This window comes from Bacteroides sp. HPS0048 (genome assembly GCF_964240755.1).
GTDB lineage: Bacteria > Bacteroidota > Bacteroidia > Bacteroidales > Bacteroidaceae > Bacteroides > Bacteroides nordii.
Map to the genome: position 1 here is coordinate 17,934 of NZ_CAXSVC010000005.1, position 18,146 is coordinate 36,079.

Below are 18,146 nucleotides of genomic sequence, written 5' to 3' on the forward strand. Positions count from 1 at the left end.
GACTTTGACTTTCAATGTTTTTTTATCTTATTATTGATGTTGCTCACGCAATAAATCATTCACCGTTTTTACAGGATTGAAAGTAGAGAGTGGCACTTCTACAAACACGGTGTTCCAGTCACTCATTGCACCATTCCACAATCCGGGAAGTTCAAGAGCCTTGAGATCTTTGCCATTCTTAGACTTATAAGATATGAATCCCGTAGCTTTATCTACATATTTCGTCAAATCAAATTTATGGCCTTTATAATCACGTACGGCACATACCAGATCTACCGGATTAAAGTGAGTACCTTTCTCAAACATCTCTTTGGCAGTAGGATCATTCATATCAATCTGAGAACTTTCCAGAATCTGCAATGAGATAGTACCATCATTGTTATAGGCTAAGAACGGACCACCTCCCGGTTCGCCTACATTCTTTACCATACCACAAACACGCATCGGACGATTCAGTTTCTTTCTCAGATACATCACCAACTCTGAATCTTCCAGATTCTTAGTCTCCGGATTCTTACAGAATAGTTTCTTTTGTACGAACTGAAGAATTTCCATCACCTGTTCATGAGAATAATCACCGCTATCCAACAATTCCAGATATTCAAAAGCCTGTTTTTGCAAAGCAACCAGCACACCGGCAATCAGTTTCTTATAAAGCACCGTATCTGCTTTCAATCTATCAGGTACTACATTATCGATGTTTTTGATAAAGATAATATCGGCATCAAGATCATTCAGATTCTCAATCAGCGCTCCATGACCACCCGGACGGAACAACAGCTTACCATTATCACGGAAAGGCTGGTTATCCATATCGGCAGCAATCGTATCCGTACTTGGCTTCTGCTCTGAGAAAGTGATATTGTAATCTACCCCATAACGTTGGGCAAACTCTCCGGCTTTCTCTGCTACCAAAACTTTAAACAGTTCACGATGCTCAGTAGAAACAGTAAAATGCACATTCACCTTGCCACACTTTCCGGCAGCATACATAGCACCTTCGGCCAAATGTTCTTCAAGCGGCGTACGTGAACCTTCTTCATATTTATGGAATTTGAGCAGTCCTTTAGGCAAAGCACCGTAATTCAATCCGGCTTCTTCGAGCAGGGCAGATACCACTGCTTTGTAATTTCCTTCGGCTATTAATCCGCAAATATCCTTTCCGGCTGTACGCTGACAGGCTACATTCAAATCATCATAAAATGCAAACTTCTCAATACTCTCAAAGAATGCCTGCTCAAATTTCGTTGTAGGCTGGTCGTAGTCGGCTCCCAGAAACTCAAACAAATTCTTAAACATACGACTGGCTGCTCCGGAGGCAGGAACAAACTTCACAATCGTCTTCTCTGTATTCTTATATGCATCCCAGGCTGCAAGATATGCCCCCTGCTCATCTGCATCAGGAGCAAGAATCCCCTTCTCAACCGATGCAGCCGCATCCAGTTTCAAAAACGGAAAACCTTTCTGAAAGCATGCCAGTTGTTCGGCTATCTGAGCTTCCGAAATACCTTTTTTGGCAAGCAACTCTTTGTCTTGTGGTGTCATCATACGTATCTATTTTTATTAATTGATGCCCAAAAATACAAAATGTTATTTAGTTATACCCTTTTACTAAACAAAAAAAACTACTTTTACGTCGAAATAATGTAGTAATGTGCCAATATGCCAATGTGCCAATTACCATTCGGTATCACAGCGCAGCTAATTGGCACATTGACATATTGGTACATTAAATAATTATTTATCATGGAGGATATTTCATTTTTCACAGAAAAAGAGAAAGCTGAGTTATTCGCTTTATATAAACGGCTGATACGGTCAGCAGGAGAAAGTATCACGAAGGACGATACCCGGAAGCTGAAGAAATACCTTATTCATGCTGCACAGTGCAATAGTCTGCGCCGTAACAATTTTGGGATGAATCCTGTTATCAGGGATTTACAAACGGCAGTTGTTGTGGCCGATGAGATAGGAATGAAAGGATCGTGCCTGATAGGTATCATGCTGCACGAGATTGTAAAAAATAACGTATTATCTCCTGCAACTGTCCGCAGTGAGTTTGGAGAGGATGTTTCGAGTATTATCACAGGATTGGTAAAGACCAATGAGTTGTATGCAAAAAGTCCTGCCATCGAATCTGAAAACTTCCGTAACCTGCTCCTCTCCTTTGCAGAGGATATGCGTGTAATCCTTATTATGATTGCCGACCGTGTAAACGTAATGCGGCAAATCAAGGATTCGGAAAATGAGGAAGACCGCATCAAGGTAGCCAATGAAGCGGCCTATCTGTATGCACCATTGGCTCATAAGTTAGGGCTCTACAAACTGAAGTCGGAATTGGAAGACTTGTCTCTGAAGTATATTCACCGGGATACTTATTATTTCATTAAAGACAAACTGAATGAAACAAAAGCATCGCGGGACAAGTACATTGCTGCTTTTATAGAACCGATACAAAAGAAAGTAAAAGAGGCCGGTCTGAAATTCGACATTAAGGGGCGTACCAAGTCCATCCACTCTATTTGGAACAAGATACAGAAACAAAAGACGCCTTTTGAAGGTATCTATGACCTTTTTGCCATTCGAATCATTCTCGATTCGGATCCGGACAAAGAGAAGCAGGAGTGTTGGCAGGCTTATTCTATCGTGACAGATATGTATCAGCCCAATCCGAAGCGTTTGCGTGACTGGCTGTCTATTCCTAAAAGTAATGGGTATGAATCGCTCCACATCACCGTAATGGGACCGGAAGGTAAATGGGTGGAGGTACAGATACGTACCCGTCGCATGGATGAAATAGCCGAACGGGGTCTTGCAGCTCACTGGCGGTACAAAGGTATCAAAGGAGAGACAGGGCTGGACGAATGGCTGACTTCTGTACGTGAAGCACTTGAGAATCCGGACAACGATTCAATGAAAGTGATGGACCAGTTCAAGATGGATCTGTACGAGGATGAGGTATTCGTATTTACACCCAAAGGAGACCTTTTCAAACTGGCCAAAGGAGCAACTGTACTCGATTTTGCTTTCCATATCCATAGCAAATTGGGTTGTAAATGTATCGGTGCAAAGGTCAATGGCAAAAACGCCCAGTTGAAACAAAAACTGAATAGCGGTGACCAGGTGGAGATCATGACATCGAACACTCAGACACCCAAGCAGGATTGGCTGAACATTGTAACCACCTCCAAGGCTCGTACCAAGATTCGACAGGCACTGAAAGAGATGGTGGCACGCCAGCATGACTTTGCCAAAGAAACACTGGAACGTAAATTTAAGAACCGGAAGATGGAATACGATGAGGGTACAATGATGCGCCTCATCAAGCGACTGGGATATAAGGTAGTGACAGAGTTCTATCAGGCGATAGCCGATGGTACGCTGGATGTAAACGACTTGCTCGATAAATACATAGAACAGCAAAAACGAGACAACGATACACATGATGAAATTGTATATCGCAGTGCCGAAGGATATAACCTGCAAAACCAGATAGAAGAGACAAATGGCAAAGAAGATGTACTTGTCATTGATCAAAATCTGAAAGGACTGGAGTTCAAACTGGCTAAATGCTGTAATCCGATCTATGGAGATGAAGTATTCGGGTTTGTTACTGTATCCGGAGGTATAAAGATTCACCGCATGGATTGTCCGAATGCAGATCAAATGAGAGAACGCTTTGGATATCGTATTGTAAAAGCCCGTTGGGCCGGAAAATCACAGGGAACGCAATACCCCATCACACTCCGTGTAGTGGGACATGATGACATTGGTATTGTAACAAACATTACTTCAATTATTTCTAAAGAAAACAATATCACGTTACGTTCCATTAGCATTGACTCCCATGATGGCCTGTTCTCGGGTACAATGACTATCATGGTAGGTGATACAGGTCGTCTGGAAGCTTTGATAAAGAAATTAAGGACGGTAAAAGGAGTGAAACAAGTGAGTAGAAATTGAAAAATAATGAATCAATGTACCAATGTTTTATTGAAACGCGAAGGATCGCAAATTATCGCAGATTAGATGGCATGCTACATTTGAGAGACGATATTCTTTGCGTGAATTTGCGATAATCTGCGTTTCAATGATACGATCATTTAATTAGGATACAGTACTTATGGAATCATTCAGTATAAAAAAACGTCTGAAAAGCTTTACTTATGCATGGAAAGGAATCAGAGGCTTTGTATGTAGGGAACACAACGTATGGATTCATCTGACAATCGCTATGTTAGTAATTATTGCAGGCTTTATTTTCGATATAGAGAAGTTCGAATGGGTAGCAATTATTATCTGCATAGGGGTTGTTATCGCGGCAGAAGCATTCAATACAGCTATCGAGCGACTCGTGAATTTAGTATCTCCTGAATGGCATCCGATAGCCGGTGAGGTAAAAGACATTGCAGCAGGCGCCGTACTGATATGTGCTATCGCAGCAGCAATCGTAGGATTGGTTATCTTTATACCATATATTAATTGAAAGTTGAAAATTGAAAATTGAAAATGGAAGAAAGGCAGAAGAAACATGCTGGAGATTTACCAGCAGTCTTTCATTTTCAATTTTCAACTTTCAATTTTCAATTATTCAACTATCGTACCCGCTTTTTCTTAAAATAAGGATAGGTCAACAATATGAAAAACAGCAAAGCTATCGGAGTCAGAATACGCCCTAAATGATAAACAGCATCTACAGAAGACTCAGTGCTCAGATAGCAAGCAGCAGCAACTCCCAAAGACATGCCTGTTTCCCATGCTAAAAGATGAGTGGTATTGGCAGTGCCACGCTGGCAATGTTGTGACAGTTTTACAAACATCAGCAAGAACTCAGGAGTAACCAATCCAAGTCCCACTCCCAACAATATGGCAGTTACAATAGCCGGCAGTTCTTTCAGTAAAATAAAAGAAACCATCATCAGGCTAATTCCTAAAGTAATTACTCTCAGCGTTTTCTCCTCACGGTAAACAAACCTTGCCAGCAATACAGAAAACAGGAACCCCACTCCTACTATTGCAAAAAACGGAATTTCGATATTACCTATAAACACATCACTCAATGAATTATGAAAAACAGGTAACAACAACCCCGGAATGAAAGCTATCAACATAAGATTGAAAGCGGGCAACCATCCTCGTAAAAGTAAAAAACGGTCGGACGAACATAGGTTAGTCACAATCGGTGCACGGAAAGGTACATAAACACGGGAAACAAAGAAAATGCCTGCCAATCCGGCAATAACCGATACATACAATAAGGTTTTAAAATCATACCACTGATACAAACCTACCCCCAATGCTATGCCGATAAGCATTCCTAACCGGGCCGCCCACGAGAAAGCAATATTTCCCGAACTACGCAGATTAGTATTGGTAATATCAATAGCCAGCGTAATACCTGCCGTAGTAGCCATACCAAATGCAATACCTTGTACGAAACAAAGCAGCAACAGCTGTGTGATATCATTAACAAAACCATATCCCACCGTAGCCGCTACCATCGTTGCAAAAGAGAAAGCACAGACATACTTCCGCTTATATGCATCTACCAGATACGCATGAAAGGGACCAATGGCAAACATTCCCAAAGTAAGCAATAAAAACATTGCTCCGGTTTGAGAAACCGGCACACCCAAGTGATCCGCCATCTCTACCGGAACAACCGGAAATAGCATATACAGGGATATGAACAACAGCAAATTAGCAATACATATCCGCATAAAATGAATTGTCCACAAATGATTTGTCATAAATATTAATATTGTTCCTTCTCGTTCGGGAAGTCACAGTTCTTTACGTCCGAAACGTAGTGACTGATAGCATCCGTCATCACTGTGAACAAGTCAGCATAACGACGCAGGAAACGGGGACGGAAACCATTGTTCATACCCAACATATCCTGAATAACAAGTACCTGACCATCTACATCACCACCGGCACCAATACCAATGACAGGAATAGTCAGTTCACTTGCCACACGTTTGGCCAGTTCGGCAGGGATCTTCTCAAGAACCAGTGCAAAACAACCGGCTTCTTCAAGTAAGTGTGCATCACGAATCAGCTTTTCAGCTTCTGCTTCATCTTTAGCACGAACCGTATAAGTACCATATTTATTGATTGACTGTGGCATCAGTCCTAAGTGACCCATGATAGGAATACCTGCACAAAGAATGCGCTTTACAGTTTCGATGATTTCTTCGCCACCCTCTAATTTTAATGCATCGGCATGGCTCTCTTTCATAATACGAATAGCAGAAGCAAGACCCTCTTTTGAATTTCCCTGATAGGAACCAAACGGCATATCTACTACCACCATAGCACGTTTCACTGCACGCACAACAGACTTACCATGGTAAATCATCTGATCGAGCGTAATAGGAAGAGTTGTCACATTACCTGCCATCACATTGGAAGCAGAATCACCGACAAGAATCACATCCATTCCGGCACCATCAACAATCTGTGCCATTGTGTAATCGTAAGCAGTCAACATAGATATCTTCTCGCCTCTTTCTTTCATTTCTATCAGGCGATGTGTAGTCACTTTTCTGGTGTCATCTGATATATATCCAGCCATGTTTCTATATATTTATGAATTAATAAATTGGGCGCAAAGGTATAACTTTTAATTTATAACAAACAAGAAAAGCAGAAGAATTCATATTTTGGAGAACTTCCCAATCCGTTTAATTACTTTATTATCAGAATTATTATAACTTTGATGATACTCCAATAAACCAAACAAGAAACATGCAAGTTCCCGCCCCTATGCAACGAGAGTACTTGCCGAAAACATTAAATAAGTTAGTGGCAGAATAAGTTTCATTTCGCCATAGACAGTAACTTCTCATAGGTCATTCCCATGAAATCATCCATGATAACATCTGCTTTATCTGTGATCGTTTCACGGGAATTTGTGGTTGCCAATCCTATAACAGTAGCACCGGAACAACGCCCGGCTTGCAAGCCGTGAAAAGAATCTTCAAATACAAAACTGTTCTCCGGAGTAGTCCCAAATATCTTCATTCCAAGCAAAAAACAATCTGGAGCCGGTTTAGAATGTTCAAACATCTCACCGGTAAGAATACGATCAAACTGTGTCTTGAATTCGGGATGAGCATGATAGACATTCTCCATCTTCTCTTCGTTGGAACTGGTGACAAGAGCGATCTTCACACCATGATGACGAAGATCGGCAAGGAAACCTTGTACCCCCGGAAGATATTCATAGACCATATCTTTCTCAAACTTATTAAGTTCACGAGTAATCTGCTCACGTACCGGAACAAGATCTCCGGAAAAGTATTTATCATAAATCTGTGCCAGGGTCTGCCCTTTTATTCCGGGACCAAAATTCTCTTTATGCAGATACTTTTGTCCCTGTTCATTCCAAAAAATAGTATACTGTGGTTCTGTGTCCATTATAACACCGTCAAAATCGAACAATGCAGCAATTGTCTTTGTAGCATCCATAAACATCTTTTACCTTTAAACGTTAAACGTTGTATTTACATCGGCGCAAAGTTCAGAATAATCAATGGATAAGGCAAATTATTCGTACCTTTGCACCACTTAAAAAACCGTAACGACTCAACATATGGCGCAACAAACCGACCCACGCATTCTGGGAACCGAAAAAATCGGGAAACTTCTGTTACAATACTCTATTCCCGCTATTATCGGAATGACTATTACTTCACTCTACAACATTATTGATAGTATTTTTATCGGGCATGGTGTAGGAGCTATAGCTATTTCCGGCTTGGCCATTACATTTCCGCTGATGAATCTTGTGGTAGCTTTCTGTGTACTTATTTCGGCCGGTGGGGCTACTATTTCTTCTATCCGCTTAGGGCAGAAAGATATGGAAGGTGCAACAGAAGTGTTGGGCAACACATTAATGCTGTGCCTTATTAACTCGGTAGTATTTGGCGGCATTGCTTTTATTTTTCTGGATCCTATACTAAACTTCTTCGGTGCCAGCCCTGCTACATTACCCTACGCACGCGATTTTATGCAGGTAATCCTACTTGGCACTCCTGTGACATATACCATGATAGGGTTGAATAATGTAATGCGTGCCACCGGATATCCAAAGAAAGCGATGCTGACTTCTCTGGTAACTGTATTAGCCAACGTAATTATTGCTCCTATATTCATATTCCATTTCCATTGGGGAATCCGGGGAGCGGCTATGGCAACTGTAGTATCGCAATTTATCGGTATGGTATGGGTAGTGCAGCATTTTCGCAACAAGGAGAGTTTTGTTCATTTCCGTCCTGGTTTCTGGAAAATGAAAAGACGTATTGTAGCCAGTATCTTTTCTATCGGTATGTCCCCTTTTGCAATGAATGTAACCGCTTGTGTCATCGTGATCCTTATCAACAACAGCTTACAGAAGTATGGTGGAGACATGGCTATCGGCGCATACGGTATTATGAACCGGTTGTTAATGCTCTACGTTATGATTGTTATGGGACTGACCATGGGGATGCAGCCCATCATCGGTTACAACTACGGTGCACAAAAACAGGATCGTGTAAAACATACGCTCCGCCTGGGTATCATCGTTGGTGTACTGATCACAAGTAGTGGTTTCATTATCTGCGAACTCTTTCCGCACACCGTTTCTGCTATATTCACTGACAGTGAGGAGTTGATTAATATGGCAGCGACAGGGCTGCGTATCTGTATCTTGATGTTCCCTCTGGTTGGTGCACAGATTGTTATTTCTAACTTCTTTCAAAGTATCGGGAAAGCAAAAGTCAGCATATTCCTCTCGTTGTCCCGCCAATTGGTATACTTACTGCCCTGCCTTCTGTTATTTCCCGGCTGGTATGGGTTGAATGGCATTTGGATGAGTATGCCGGTATCAGACGGACTGGCTTTTATCACAGCAGTAATTAGCCTGATGATCTATATAAAAAGGATAAAACACAATGCCTAAAACCAATTAAGATTTCAGATTCAGTGTCCTTATTTTATAGATTTGTACGAAAAAGAAAGATATTAATTACAACTGTTTTCAAAACAATCCTTACAAACAGTAGGTTTATTTAAAAAAAGCATTTATATTTGTTAGTCAATAAAACCTTTGAACTATAAAACAAATACCTAAGCTTATGAAAACTATAAAAAAACTAATCTGTTTATTATTTTGCATTTTGTCATTGTTTGCATGCAGTAAAGAAGAATCCAATCCCCAATATGATCCGTCTAATGTCTTGTTCAAGGACATCCCTATTAGCGCCATAAAAAGTTGCGTTATAGGCCATTGGATACCATTCCGTCAATATGGAGGAGTTGCCGGTATAACAGAACTCAAAGATATTTATGAAGAATATCAAGAAAATGCACTTATTATAGAAAATAGAGCAACAAATGATTATACAAGAATAGAAATAAAAAAGTGGATTAAACAGGATGATGCTTGCATACTAATAGGGACAGATAACACTCCTATTTTGTATATGTATGGCATAAAAAAAGATATACTTTCTACTTCAATGGGAAAAGAACCTTCACCTGATAATATAGTAACCCTGAGTTCACGAACAAAATAAAAGCATGAAAAGAAATCCATTATTATGGATCATTTGACAAATGCATAACTTGATACAATAGTGTTAACAATGTTAACGCTATTGTTTAACATTCGAGTTTTATTTCATAAGAGTGTACACTTTAGTATATCAAGAATGTACAATATAGTATAGTAAAAGTGTACAATTAACATTTACAGAATTGTACACTCTTGACAACCTATAAACAAGAGTTTCTGATTCATTATAAATCAGGCTATTACATAGATACAAACATTCATCGTCTTCCCTCATTTATCTCCTTAAAGGATTCTTATAATTACTTTTTTGACAACTATGTATTTAGCGAATGAATCATAGTTATCTTATCGACATAAATAACTCATTCAGCGGCGAAACTTCCCCTTACGTCTATCATTTTTGCAACAGTTATTATAGGTACGTACCTTCGCATACATCAATAAAGAATAATAAACTGTAAGAAGTATGATAAATGTAAGAAGATTGACAGTAATAACACTCTGCGTAACCAGTAGTAGCATAGGTGGTAATGTCCTCAGGGCACAAGATAATCCGGCTATGAACACTTACGCTACTCCAGCCACAGAACAAACGGTGGAGAACAATTCTCAACAACTCCCTGCCGAATGGACTTTACAAGACTGTATCGACTATGCTTTAGAGCAAAACATCACCCTACGCAAAAGCCGTATTAATGCAGAAAGTACAGCCGTTGATGTAAAAACAGCTAAAGCAGCTCTTTTTCCAAGTCTCTCATTTTCTACCAGCCAGAATATGGTGAACCGTCCATATCAGGAATCAAGCAGTACGGTAAGCGGAACCGAAATTCTACGCAGTAACAGTAAAACCAGTTATAATGGTAACTACGGACTAAATGCACAGTGGACTGTATACAATGGCAGTAAACGTCTGAAAACAATTGAACAGGAGAAACTGAACAATCGTGTAGCAGAACTGGATGTAGCTACCTCAGAAAAGAATATCGAGGAAAGCATCACACAGACCTATGTACAGATTCTCTATGCTGCCGAATCGGTGAAAGTTAATGAAAGCACCCTTGCTGTCAGTGAAGCACAATGCGACCGTGGAAAAGAGTTGCTTGCTGCCGGTAGCCTGTCTAAAGCCGATCTGGCACAATTGGAAGCACAAGTAAGTACTGATCGTTATCAACTTGTTACTGCACAAACTACTCTGCAAAACTACAAGTTGCAACTGAAACAATTACTTGAGCTGGACGGTGAAGAAGAAATGAACCTCTATCTGCCTGCGCTGGATAATAGTAAAGTACTCTCTCCCCTACCTACCAAAACGGATGTTTATCATGCAGCTCTTGCCGTACGTCCGGAAATTGAATCGGGAAAACTGAACATACAGGCATCCGAATTAAATATCGATATCGCCCGTGCCGGATACATGCCCAGTGTCAGCCTTAGTGCCGGGATTGGTACAAACAATACCAGTGGTTCCGACTTTACCTTTGCCCAACAAGTAAAGAATGGCTGGAACAACTCTTTAGGATTATCTATTAGTGTACCTATCTTTAATAATCGCCAAACGAAAAGTGCTGTACAAAAAGCTAAATTACAACGTGAGACCAGTATGTTAAACCTGCTGGACGAACAAAAAACACTGTATAAAACCATTGAAGGGTTGTGGCTTGATGCCAATAGTGCTCAGCAACGTTATGTAGCTGCACAAGAAAAACTCCGTAGTACTCAGACCAGCTTTGATCTGGTAAGTGCACAGTTCAACTTAGGTATGAAAAATACTGTAGAACTGCTAACGGAAAAGAATAACCTTCTCAGTGCCCAACAAGAAACCTTGCAGGCTAAATACATGGCCATATTAAATGCTCAGTTATTAAAGTTCTACCAGGGAGGGGATATCGAACTATAACCAAATACTGCGCGTAACCGACCTAATGGTACGCGTAAATTAAAAACTAAACAGCAAATTATAAAATAGTAAATATAACCATGAACAAGAAAAAAATCATCCTCATCGGTGTTGCCATTATAGTGGTGACAGGTGTAGCGATATGGGCTTTTAGTGGTGGGGCAACCAAGCACAAAATCTCATATGTCACAGCTACCGTAAGCAAAAATGACATTTCTAACTCTGTAACGGCTACAGGAACGATCGCACCTGTAACGGAAGTAGAAGTCGGTACACAGGTATCCGGTATTGTAGATAAGATTTACGTCGATTACAATTCCGTTGTTACCAAAGGAGAACTTATTGCAGAAATGGATAAAGTGACACTCCAAAGTGAACTTGCTTCAGCACGTGCAACCTATGACGGAAATAAAGCTGAATATGAATATCAGAAGAAGAATTACGAACGTAGTAAAGGATTGCATGAAAAAGCTCTTATCAGCGATACGGATTACGAACAAGCCGTATACAACTACGATAAGGCTAAAAGTATGTTCGACAGTAGTAAAGCCGCTTTGGCTAAAGCCGAACGTAACCTTTCATATGCTACCATCACTTCGCCCATTGATGGTGTAGTTATCAGTCGTGATGTAGAAGAAGGACAGACAGTTGCTTCCGGATTTGAAACACCGACCCTGTTTACTATTGCCGCAGACCTGACACAGATGCAAGTTGTGGCCGATGTGGATGAAGCTGATATAGGTGGCGTAGAAGAAGGACAACGCGTAAGTTTCACTGTAGATGCATATCCCAATGATATGTTCGAAGGTAAGGTCACTCAGATACGCTTGGGAAGTACAAGTAGTAGTACAAGTACGAGTAGTAGTGCAACAACAAGTGTAGTGACATATGAAGTAGTTATCTCTGCACAAAACCCGGACTTAAAACTCAAGCCTCGCCTGACAGCCAATGTCACAATCTATATCCTGGACAAAAAGGATGTTCTAAGCGTACCTTCCAGAGCATTACGCTTCACTCCTGAAGTTCCCCTCATCGGCAAAGAAGACATTGTAAAAGATTGCGCGGGAGAACATAAACTTTGGACAAAAGAAGGTAATACATTCACTGCACATCCTGTACAAATAGGTATTAGTAATGGAATCAAAACTGAAATTACAGGTGGAATCAACGAAGGTACCCAAGTGATAAGCGAAGCCAATCTCGGTACACCTACAAGTAATATGGCTGAGATGGGAACAGGTGGAAATACAGAAAAAAGTCCCTTCATGCCTGGCAGACCAGGAGGAAATAAGAAAAAATAAATTAATGTCCTCAATAATATGAGCAAGAAAGTAATTGAACTACATAACATCAAACGGGACTTTTTAGTGGGAGAAGAGATCGTACACGCCTTGCGTGGGGTCTCTTTCACCATCAACGAAGGAGAGTTTGTAACCATCATGGGTACGTCAGGTTCAGGCAAGTCAACCTTGTTAAATACATTGGGATGTCTGGATACTCCAACAAGCGGAGAATATCTACTTGACGGAATATCTGTAAGAAGCATGAGTAAATCTCAACGGGCCGTACTGCGAAACCGGAAAATCGGTTTTGTATTCCAAAGTTATAACCTGCTGCCTAAAACAACTGCCATCGAAAATGTGGAACTTCCTCTGATGTATAATGCCAGCGTCAGTGCTTCCGAACGTCGTAGAAGGGCTATTGAAGCATTGCAGGATGTAGGACTGGGCGATCGACTGGAACATAAATCCAATCAAATGTCCGGAGGGCAGATGCAGCGTGTAGCTATTGCCCGCGCATTGGTTAATAATCCGGCTGTAATACTGGCGGATGAAGCAACGGGTAATCTTGACACACGTACCTCATTCGAGATACTTGTACTGTTCCAGAAACTTCATGCCGAAGGCCGTACTATTATCTTCGTCACCCATAATCCGGAATTGGCACAATACAGTAGTCGCAACATTCGGTTGCGGGACGGACACGTAATAGAAGACACAATCAATAATCAGATCCTCTCTGCAATTGAAGGATTGGCGGCATTGCCAAAAAATGATGAAGACTGAAAGGATTTACGATTGGACGATTTACAATTTACGATTGAAGCCACTTTTTAAATTATAGATAAGAGTAATCTCAATTGTAAATTATCTAATCGTAAATCAAAATGCTTTCAATTGTAAATTGTCTAATCGTAAATCAAAGTGACTTCAATCGTAAATCGTAAATTGTCTAATTGTAAATCAAAATAATGAACGGAACCAATTTATTCAAAATAGCCCTTAGGGCATTAGCCAACAACAAGTTGCGGGCTTTCTTGACAATGCTGGGTATCATCATTGGCGTAGCATCCGTTATCACCATGCTGGCTATTGGTCAAGGCTCCAAAAGAAGTATCCAGACACAAATAGCCGAAATGGGATCGAACATGATCATGATACATCCCGGAGGTGACATGCGTGGTGGTGTACGTCGCGATGCATCCGAGATGCAGACGTTAAAGTTGGAAAACTATGAAAAGCTGCGTGAAGAAACAAACTATCTTTCAGGAATCAGTCCTAATGTATCTTCTTCCGGACAGCTTGTCAATGGTAATAATAACTATCCGTCCTCCGTTAGTGGCGTGGGATTGGATTATCTCAAAATCCGCCAATTGGATGTAGAAAACGGAGAGATGTTCACCGAAGCAGATATACAGAGCTCTGCCAAAGTCTGCATCATCGGAAAAACAATAGCCGATAACCTTTTCCCTGACGGATCCGATCCTGTTGGAAAAGTTATTCGCTTCAATAAAATACCTTTCCGTGTAGTAGGTGTACTCAAAGCCAAGGGATATAACTCTATGGGCATGGACCAGGACGATATTGTACTGGCACCCTATACTACAGTAATGAAACGTTTGCTGGCCGTCACTTACCTGCAAGGAATTTACGCCTCTGCACTCTCCGAAGATATGACAGATTATGCGATCGAAGAAATCACAAGTATCCTGCGTCGCGAACATAAGCTGAAAGACAGTGACGATGATGATTTTACTATACGTAGCCAACAGGAACTTAGTACAATGCTGAATTCTACGACCGACCTAATGACTACCCTACTCGCTTGTATCGCCGGTATTTCACTGGTAGTGGGTGGTATTGGTATTATGAATATTATGTATGTATCCGTCACAGAACGTACCCGCGAAATCGGACTCCGTATGTCGGTAGGTGCACGAGGGATAGATATCCTCAGCCAGTTTCTGATAGAAGCTATCCTGATAAGTATCACCGGAGGTATTATAGGCGTAATTATAGGTTGTGGCGCCAGCTGGATCGTTAAGAGCGTAGCCCATTGGCCTATCTTTATACAACCGTGGAGCGTATTCTTATCATTTGCCGTATGTACTGTCACAGGAGTATTCTTTGGCTGGTATCCGGCTAAAAAAGCAGCAGACCTTGATCCGATTGAGGCCATACGATACGAATAAACAACAATAGTAAAAAATGAGGAGTGATAAGTGATGAGTACTATGATCCGCATGGAACTAATCACTTATCACTACTCGTTAATCACTAATTTTACTATCTTTGCAAATATGAAACAACCTACAAACAGCCGCGTTCGCTTTGCCGTAGTACTAACCCATATCATTGGTTGGGGCATCATTTTTGGCTTCCCGTTCTTTTTCATCAACCGGGGAGGAGAACCTATTGACTGGATAGGGTACATACGCCGTAGCGGAGTACCTCTTAGTTTTTGTATCGTATTCTATTTAAACTATTTCATTTTTATTCCCCGTTATTTGTTTAATGAACGCGTTCAAAAGTTTCTATTGCTGAATCTCACATTAATTGTTCTCATGAGCGGTGGGCTTCATTTATGGCAAACCATCATGTTTGTTAATGATATTCCCAAAACTCCTCATAAAAACATGCCTCCCGGCTGGATCTTTTTTGTTCGCGATATGTTCTCGATGGTACTTACCATAAGCCTTGCTGCCGCAATCAAAATGAGTATCCGGTGGGGACAAATTGAAGCAGCACGACGAGAAGCAGAAAGGAGCCGTACGGAAGCTGAATTAAAGAACTTACGGAATCAGTTGAATCCTCATTTCTTACTTAACACACTGAATAACATCTATGCCCTTATCGCCTTTGATACAGACAAGGCGCAACAAGCCGTACAAGAGTTAAGCCGGCTTCTTCGCCACGTATTGTATGATAACCAGCAAACATTTGTCTCTTTAGGGAAAGAAATGGATTTCATTCGCAATTACATAGAGCTAATGCGTATCCGCCTCTCCTCCAATGTAGTAGTAGAAACAAATATCGATATATCTCCGGACAACCGAACAGAAATTGCTCCACTCATTTTCATATCACTTATCGAGAATGCCTTTAAGCATGGTATCTCTCCTACAGAACCCAGCTTTATCCGTATTGCTTTTTCTGAATCCAACGGAGAAGTGAGATGTGAAATAACAAACAGTTACCATCCCAAAGCCGAAACAGATAAAAGTGGTTCGGGCATCGGACTGGAACAAGTAAGCAAACGTCTGGAATTAATCTATCCCGGACGTTATCAGTGGCAACACGAAGTGAGTAAAGATAAAAAAGAATATTCATCAAGATTAGTGATTAGGGAGGAGTGATTAGTGATAAGTGATTAATGATTAGTGCCATGCGGTTCACAGCGTAGCCCATTAATCACTTATCGCTAATCACTAATCACTTATCACTAATCACTAATTATTAAAGTCATGACCCTAAATTGTGCCATCGTAGACGATGAACCTCTGGCTCTTGATCTGCTGGAAAGTTATGTCAACAAAACTCCGTTTTTGTCTTTAACCGGTAAATATTCGAGTGCTGTACAAGCAATGAACGAGCTTCCGGAAAAGAAAGTTGATCTGCTTTTTTTAGATATTCAAATGCCGGAACTTAACGGGCTTGAATTCTCCAGAATGGTAGACAAAAATACCCGCATTATATTCACCACTGCTTTCAATCAATATGCCATCGACGGGTATCGTGTGAATGCTCTCGATTATTTGCTAAAACCTATTTCTTACGTCGACTTCCTGCAAGCAGCCAATAAGGCGTTACAGTGGTTTGAGCTCGTACAGAAACCGGATGAGATCGAAAGTATCTTCGTAAAAAGCGATTACAAACTGGTACAAATAGAACTTAAAAAGATTCTTTATATCGAAGGATTGAAAGATTACATTAAAATATATACCGAAGACCAGCCCAAACCCATCCTTTCGCTGATGAGCATGAAATCTATGGAGGAATTGCTCCCTCCCACTCGCTTCATGCGAGTACATCGTTCATTCATTGTGCAAAAGGATAAAATACGGATCATAGATCGTGGTCGGATTGTCTTTGATAAGACATATATCCCCATCAGTGATAGCTACAAACAGGTTTTTCAAACTTTCCTTGATGAAAGAAGCTAAGAAATAACCTGTTTATCGGTAAAATGCTCCCATTTGTCTATTCTTATTTGCAAAATAGCTGACAAATATATATCTTTGTCCCGAACAGAAAGGAGTTGTGAAACTCTGAGAATAGAATAGTTTAGTTAAGTCTAGTTTAGTTTTTGTGTTAAGAGGCTTCCTCGTCGGCGGACGAACAAGGAAGTCTCTTTTTTTATTTACTTATCTTCAATTAATTACAAATACAAATCGGGTATTTTCTTTCTTAATTAGTGTTTATCATTGAGCCTCCTCAAACGTCACTTTGGACGCTATTCTATTGCTGTTTTATTGCTGCAATACTAAAACAAAAGAAGAATAAATTAAGGCAGCTTATCAGGCTGCCTTAATTACTAATTCGCTACTACCATTCGTTTGGTATCAATCAAACAATCATCAACTATAAGAGAATACATATAAACTCCATTAATTAGTTCTGTAGTGTTTACATCAATACTATTTTGGCCAATAGAAGTTATTGGTATTTTCAGGACTAAAACTCCCATCATATTGTAGAATTGTAAATAAGCACTTTTTCGTATCTCAGGTATCACAAAAGATATAGAAGTCATGAATGAAGCCGGATTAGGAATGTTCTGACACAATTCCGGATTATCTTTTACCTCATCATTAATACCTGTTACAGAACTTCTTGTAAACAAGGATGGAGCAGAAGGAAGTTCATTATATATTCTAACTACGCTTCCCTGTTCTGCTATGAAGCCTGGTAAGATTCTAACAGAACGATATCCATTAAAATTAACAGTTACATTATTCTTAACTTGAACATTTATAATAGTCAAATATGTCCCACTCTCATTATCGTTATATTCATACTCTTTATTGGCAATTGCCACATTACAAGGTTGCACACCAATACTCCAAGAAACATCCCCCACCCAAACGTCATGTTTCAATATTAATTTAGCTTCCTCATTTATACCAATACAATCCCAAACTACTGAAATAGGAGAATTATAAAGTCCCATATAGTCTCTATTTATCGTAGATAACGTATAATTCCCATCTTGATCTCTTATCTTACCATTGATAACTTCCCAAGTATAAACATCTTCCGAAGCCTTTGATACCCCGCCAGTAATTAATCCTGCTGTATATTCGTATGGAATACCCGGTATAGGATTATAATCCCCCAATAAGTGCCACTGCGCATTTAGCTTTACAGAAAAGCATATTAGAATTAATATAATCTTGAATTTCATGAT

General features: G+C 40.3%; 15 protein-coding genes. 10 read left to right on the forward strand and 5 right to left on the reverse strand.

Annotation, left to right across the window (positions count from 1 at the left end):
* Positions 1-30 precede the first annotated feature (30 nt).
* Positions 31-1,548, reverse strand: coding sequence for a DUF4301 family protein (locus ACESQI_RS05585; protein ID WP_195349960.1), 1,518 nt, complete (start codon positions 1,546-1,548; stop codon positions 31-33).
* Between the two features lie 198 nt (positions 1,549-1,746).
* On the opposite strand from ACESQI_RS05585, the gene ACESQI_RS05590 reads away from it, so the two are divergent.
* Positions 1,747-3,963, forward strand: coding sequence for a bifunctional (p)ppGpp synthetase/guanosine-3',5'-bis(diphosphate) 3'-pyrophosphohydrolase (locus tag ACESQI_RS05590; RefSeq protein WP_373125547.1), 2,217 nt, complete (start codon positions 1,747-1,749; stop codon positions 3,961-3,963).
* 160 nt (positions 3,964-4,123) lie between these two features.
* Positions 4,124-4,486 carry a diacylglycerol kinase family protein gene (locus ACESQI_RS05595; protein ID WP_002560689.1) on the forward strand — a complete coding sequence of 121 codons (363 nt, stop codon included), beginning with the start codon at positions 4,124-4,126 and terminating at the stop codon, positions 4,484-4,486.
* Between the two features lie 109 nt (positions 4,487-4,595).
* Here ACESQI_RS05595 and ACESQI_RS05600 read toward each other — a convergent pair whose 3' ends face one another.
* The 3 genes from ACESQI_RS05600 to ACESQI_RS05610 all read right to left on the reverse strand — a co-directional run bounded on the left by ACESQI_RS05600 (position 4,596) and on the right by ACESQI_RS05610 (position 7,473).
* Positions 4,596-5,750, reverse strand: a complete 1,155-nt coding sequence (locus ACESQI_RS05600) for an MFS transporter (RefSeq protein WP_007485191.1) — start codon at positions 5,748-5,750, stop codon at positions 4,596-4,598.
* A gap of 5 nt (positions 5,751-5,755) precedes the next feature.
* Positions 5,756-6,577 carry a 3-methyl-2-oxobutanoate hydroxymethyltransferase gene (panB, locus tag ACESQI_RS05605; RefSeq protein WP_002560691.1) on the reverse strand — a complete coding sequence of 274 codons (822 nt, stop codon included), beginning with the start codon at positions 6,575-6,577 and terminating at the stop codon, positions 5,756-5,758.
* A 245-nt stretch (positions 6,578-6,822) separates the two neighbouring features.
* Positions 6,823-7,473 (reverse strand): HAD family phosphatase, encoded by a 651-nt coding sequence (locus ACESQI_RS05610; protein WP_195660049.1) that lies wholly within the window; start codon positions 7,471-7,473, stop codon positions 6,823-6,825.
* Between the two features lie 124 nt (positions 7,474-7,597).
* Here ACESQI_RS05610 and ACESQI_RS05615 point away from each other — a divergent pair, with 124 nt between their 5' ends.
* The 8 genes from ACESQI_RS05615 (at position 7,598) to ACESQI_RS05650 (ending at position 16,902) form a co-directional block, all read left to right on the forward strand.
* Complete coding sequence (locus tag ACESQI_RS05615; protein ID WP_002560693.1) at positions 7,598-8,947, forward strand: MATE family efflux transporter; 1,350 nt, start codon at positions 7,598-7,600, stop codon at positions 8,945-8,947.
* Positions 8,948-9,122: 175 nt separating this feature from the next.
* Positions 9,123-9,563 (forward strand): hypothetical protein, encoded by a 441-nt coding sequence (locus ACESQI_RS05620; protein ID WP_002560694.1) that lies wholly within the window; start codon positions 9,123-9,125, stop codon positions 9,561-9,563.
* A 465-nt stretch (positions 9,564-10,028) separates the two neighbouring features.
* Positions 10,029-11,459, forward strand: a complete 1,431-nt coding sequence (locus ACESQI_RS05625; RefSeq protein WP_007485187.1) for a TolC family protein — start codon at positions 10,029-10,031, stop codon at positions 11,457-11,459.
* An 80-nt stretch (positions 11,460-11,539) separates the two neighbouring features.
* Positions 11,540-12,760: an efflux RND transporter periplasmic adaptor subunit gene (locus ACESQI_RS05630; RefSeq protein ID WP_007485186.1), complete on the forward strand. Its 1,221-nt coding sequence runs from the start codon at positions 11,540-11,542 to the stop codon at positions 12,758-12,760.
* 18 nt (positions 12,761-12,778) lie between these two features.
* A complete protein-coding gene (locus tag ACESQI_RS05635; protein ID WP_002560697.1) occupies positions 12,779-13,525 on the forward strand; it encodes an ABC transporter ATP-binding protein in 747 nt (248 codons plus the stop codon).
* Positions 13,526-13,710: 185 nt separating this feature from the next.
* Positions 13,711-14,931, forward strand: coding sequence for an ABC transporter permease (locus tag ACESQI_RS05640; RefSeq protein WP_002560698.1), 1,221 nt, complete (start codon positions 13,711-13,713; stop codon positions 14,929-14,931).
* A gap of 108 nt (positions 14,932-15,039) precedes the next feature.
* Complete coding sequence (locus tag ACESQI_RS05645) at positions 15,040-16,095, forward strand: sensor histidine kinase (protein WP_025867668.1); 1,056 nt, start codon at positions 15,040-15,042, stop codon at positions 16,093-16,095.
* Between the two features lie 108 nt (positions 16,096-16,203).
* Complete coding sequence (locus ACESQI_RS05650) at positions 16,204-16,902, forward strand: LytTR family DNA-binding domain-containing protein (RefSeq protein ID WP_007485184.1); 699 nt, start codon at positions 16,204-16,206, stop codon at positions 16,900-16,902.
* 371 nt (positions 16,903-17,273) lie between these two features.
* On the opposite strand, the gene ACESQI_RS05655 is transcribed toward ACESQI_RS05650, so the two are convergent.
* Positions 17,274-18,143 carry a T9SS type A sorting domain-containing protein gene (locus ACESQI_RS05655; protein WP_002560701.1) on the reverse strand — a complete coding sequence of 290 codons (870 nt, stop codon included), beginning with the start codon at positions 18,141-18,143 and terminating at the stop codon, positions 17,274-17,276.
* Positions 18,144-18,146 lie beyond the last annotated feature (3 nt).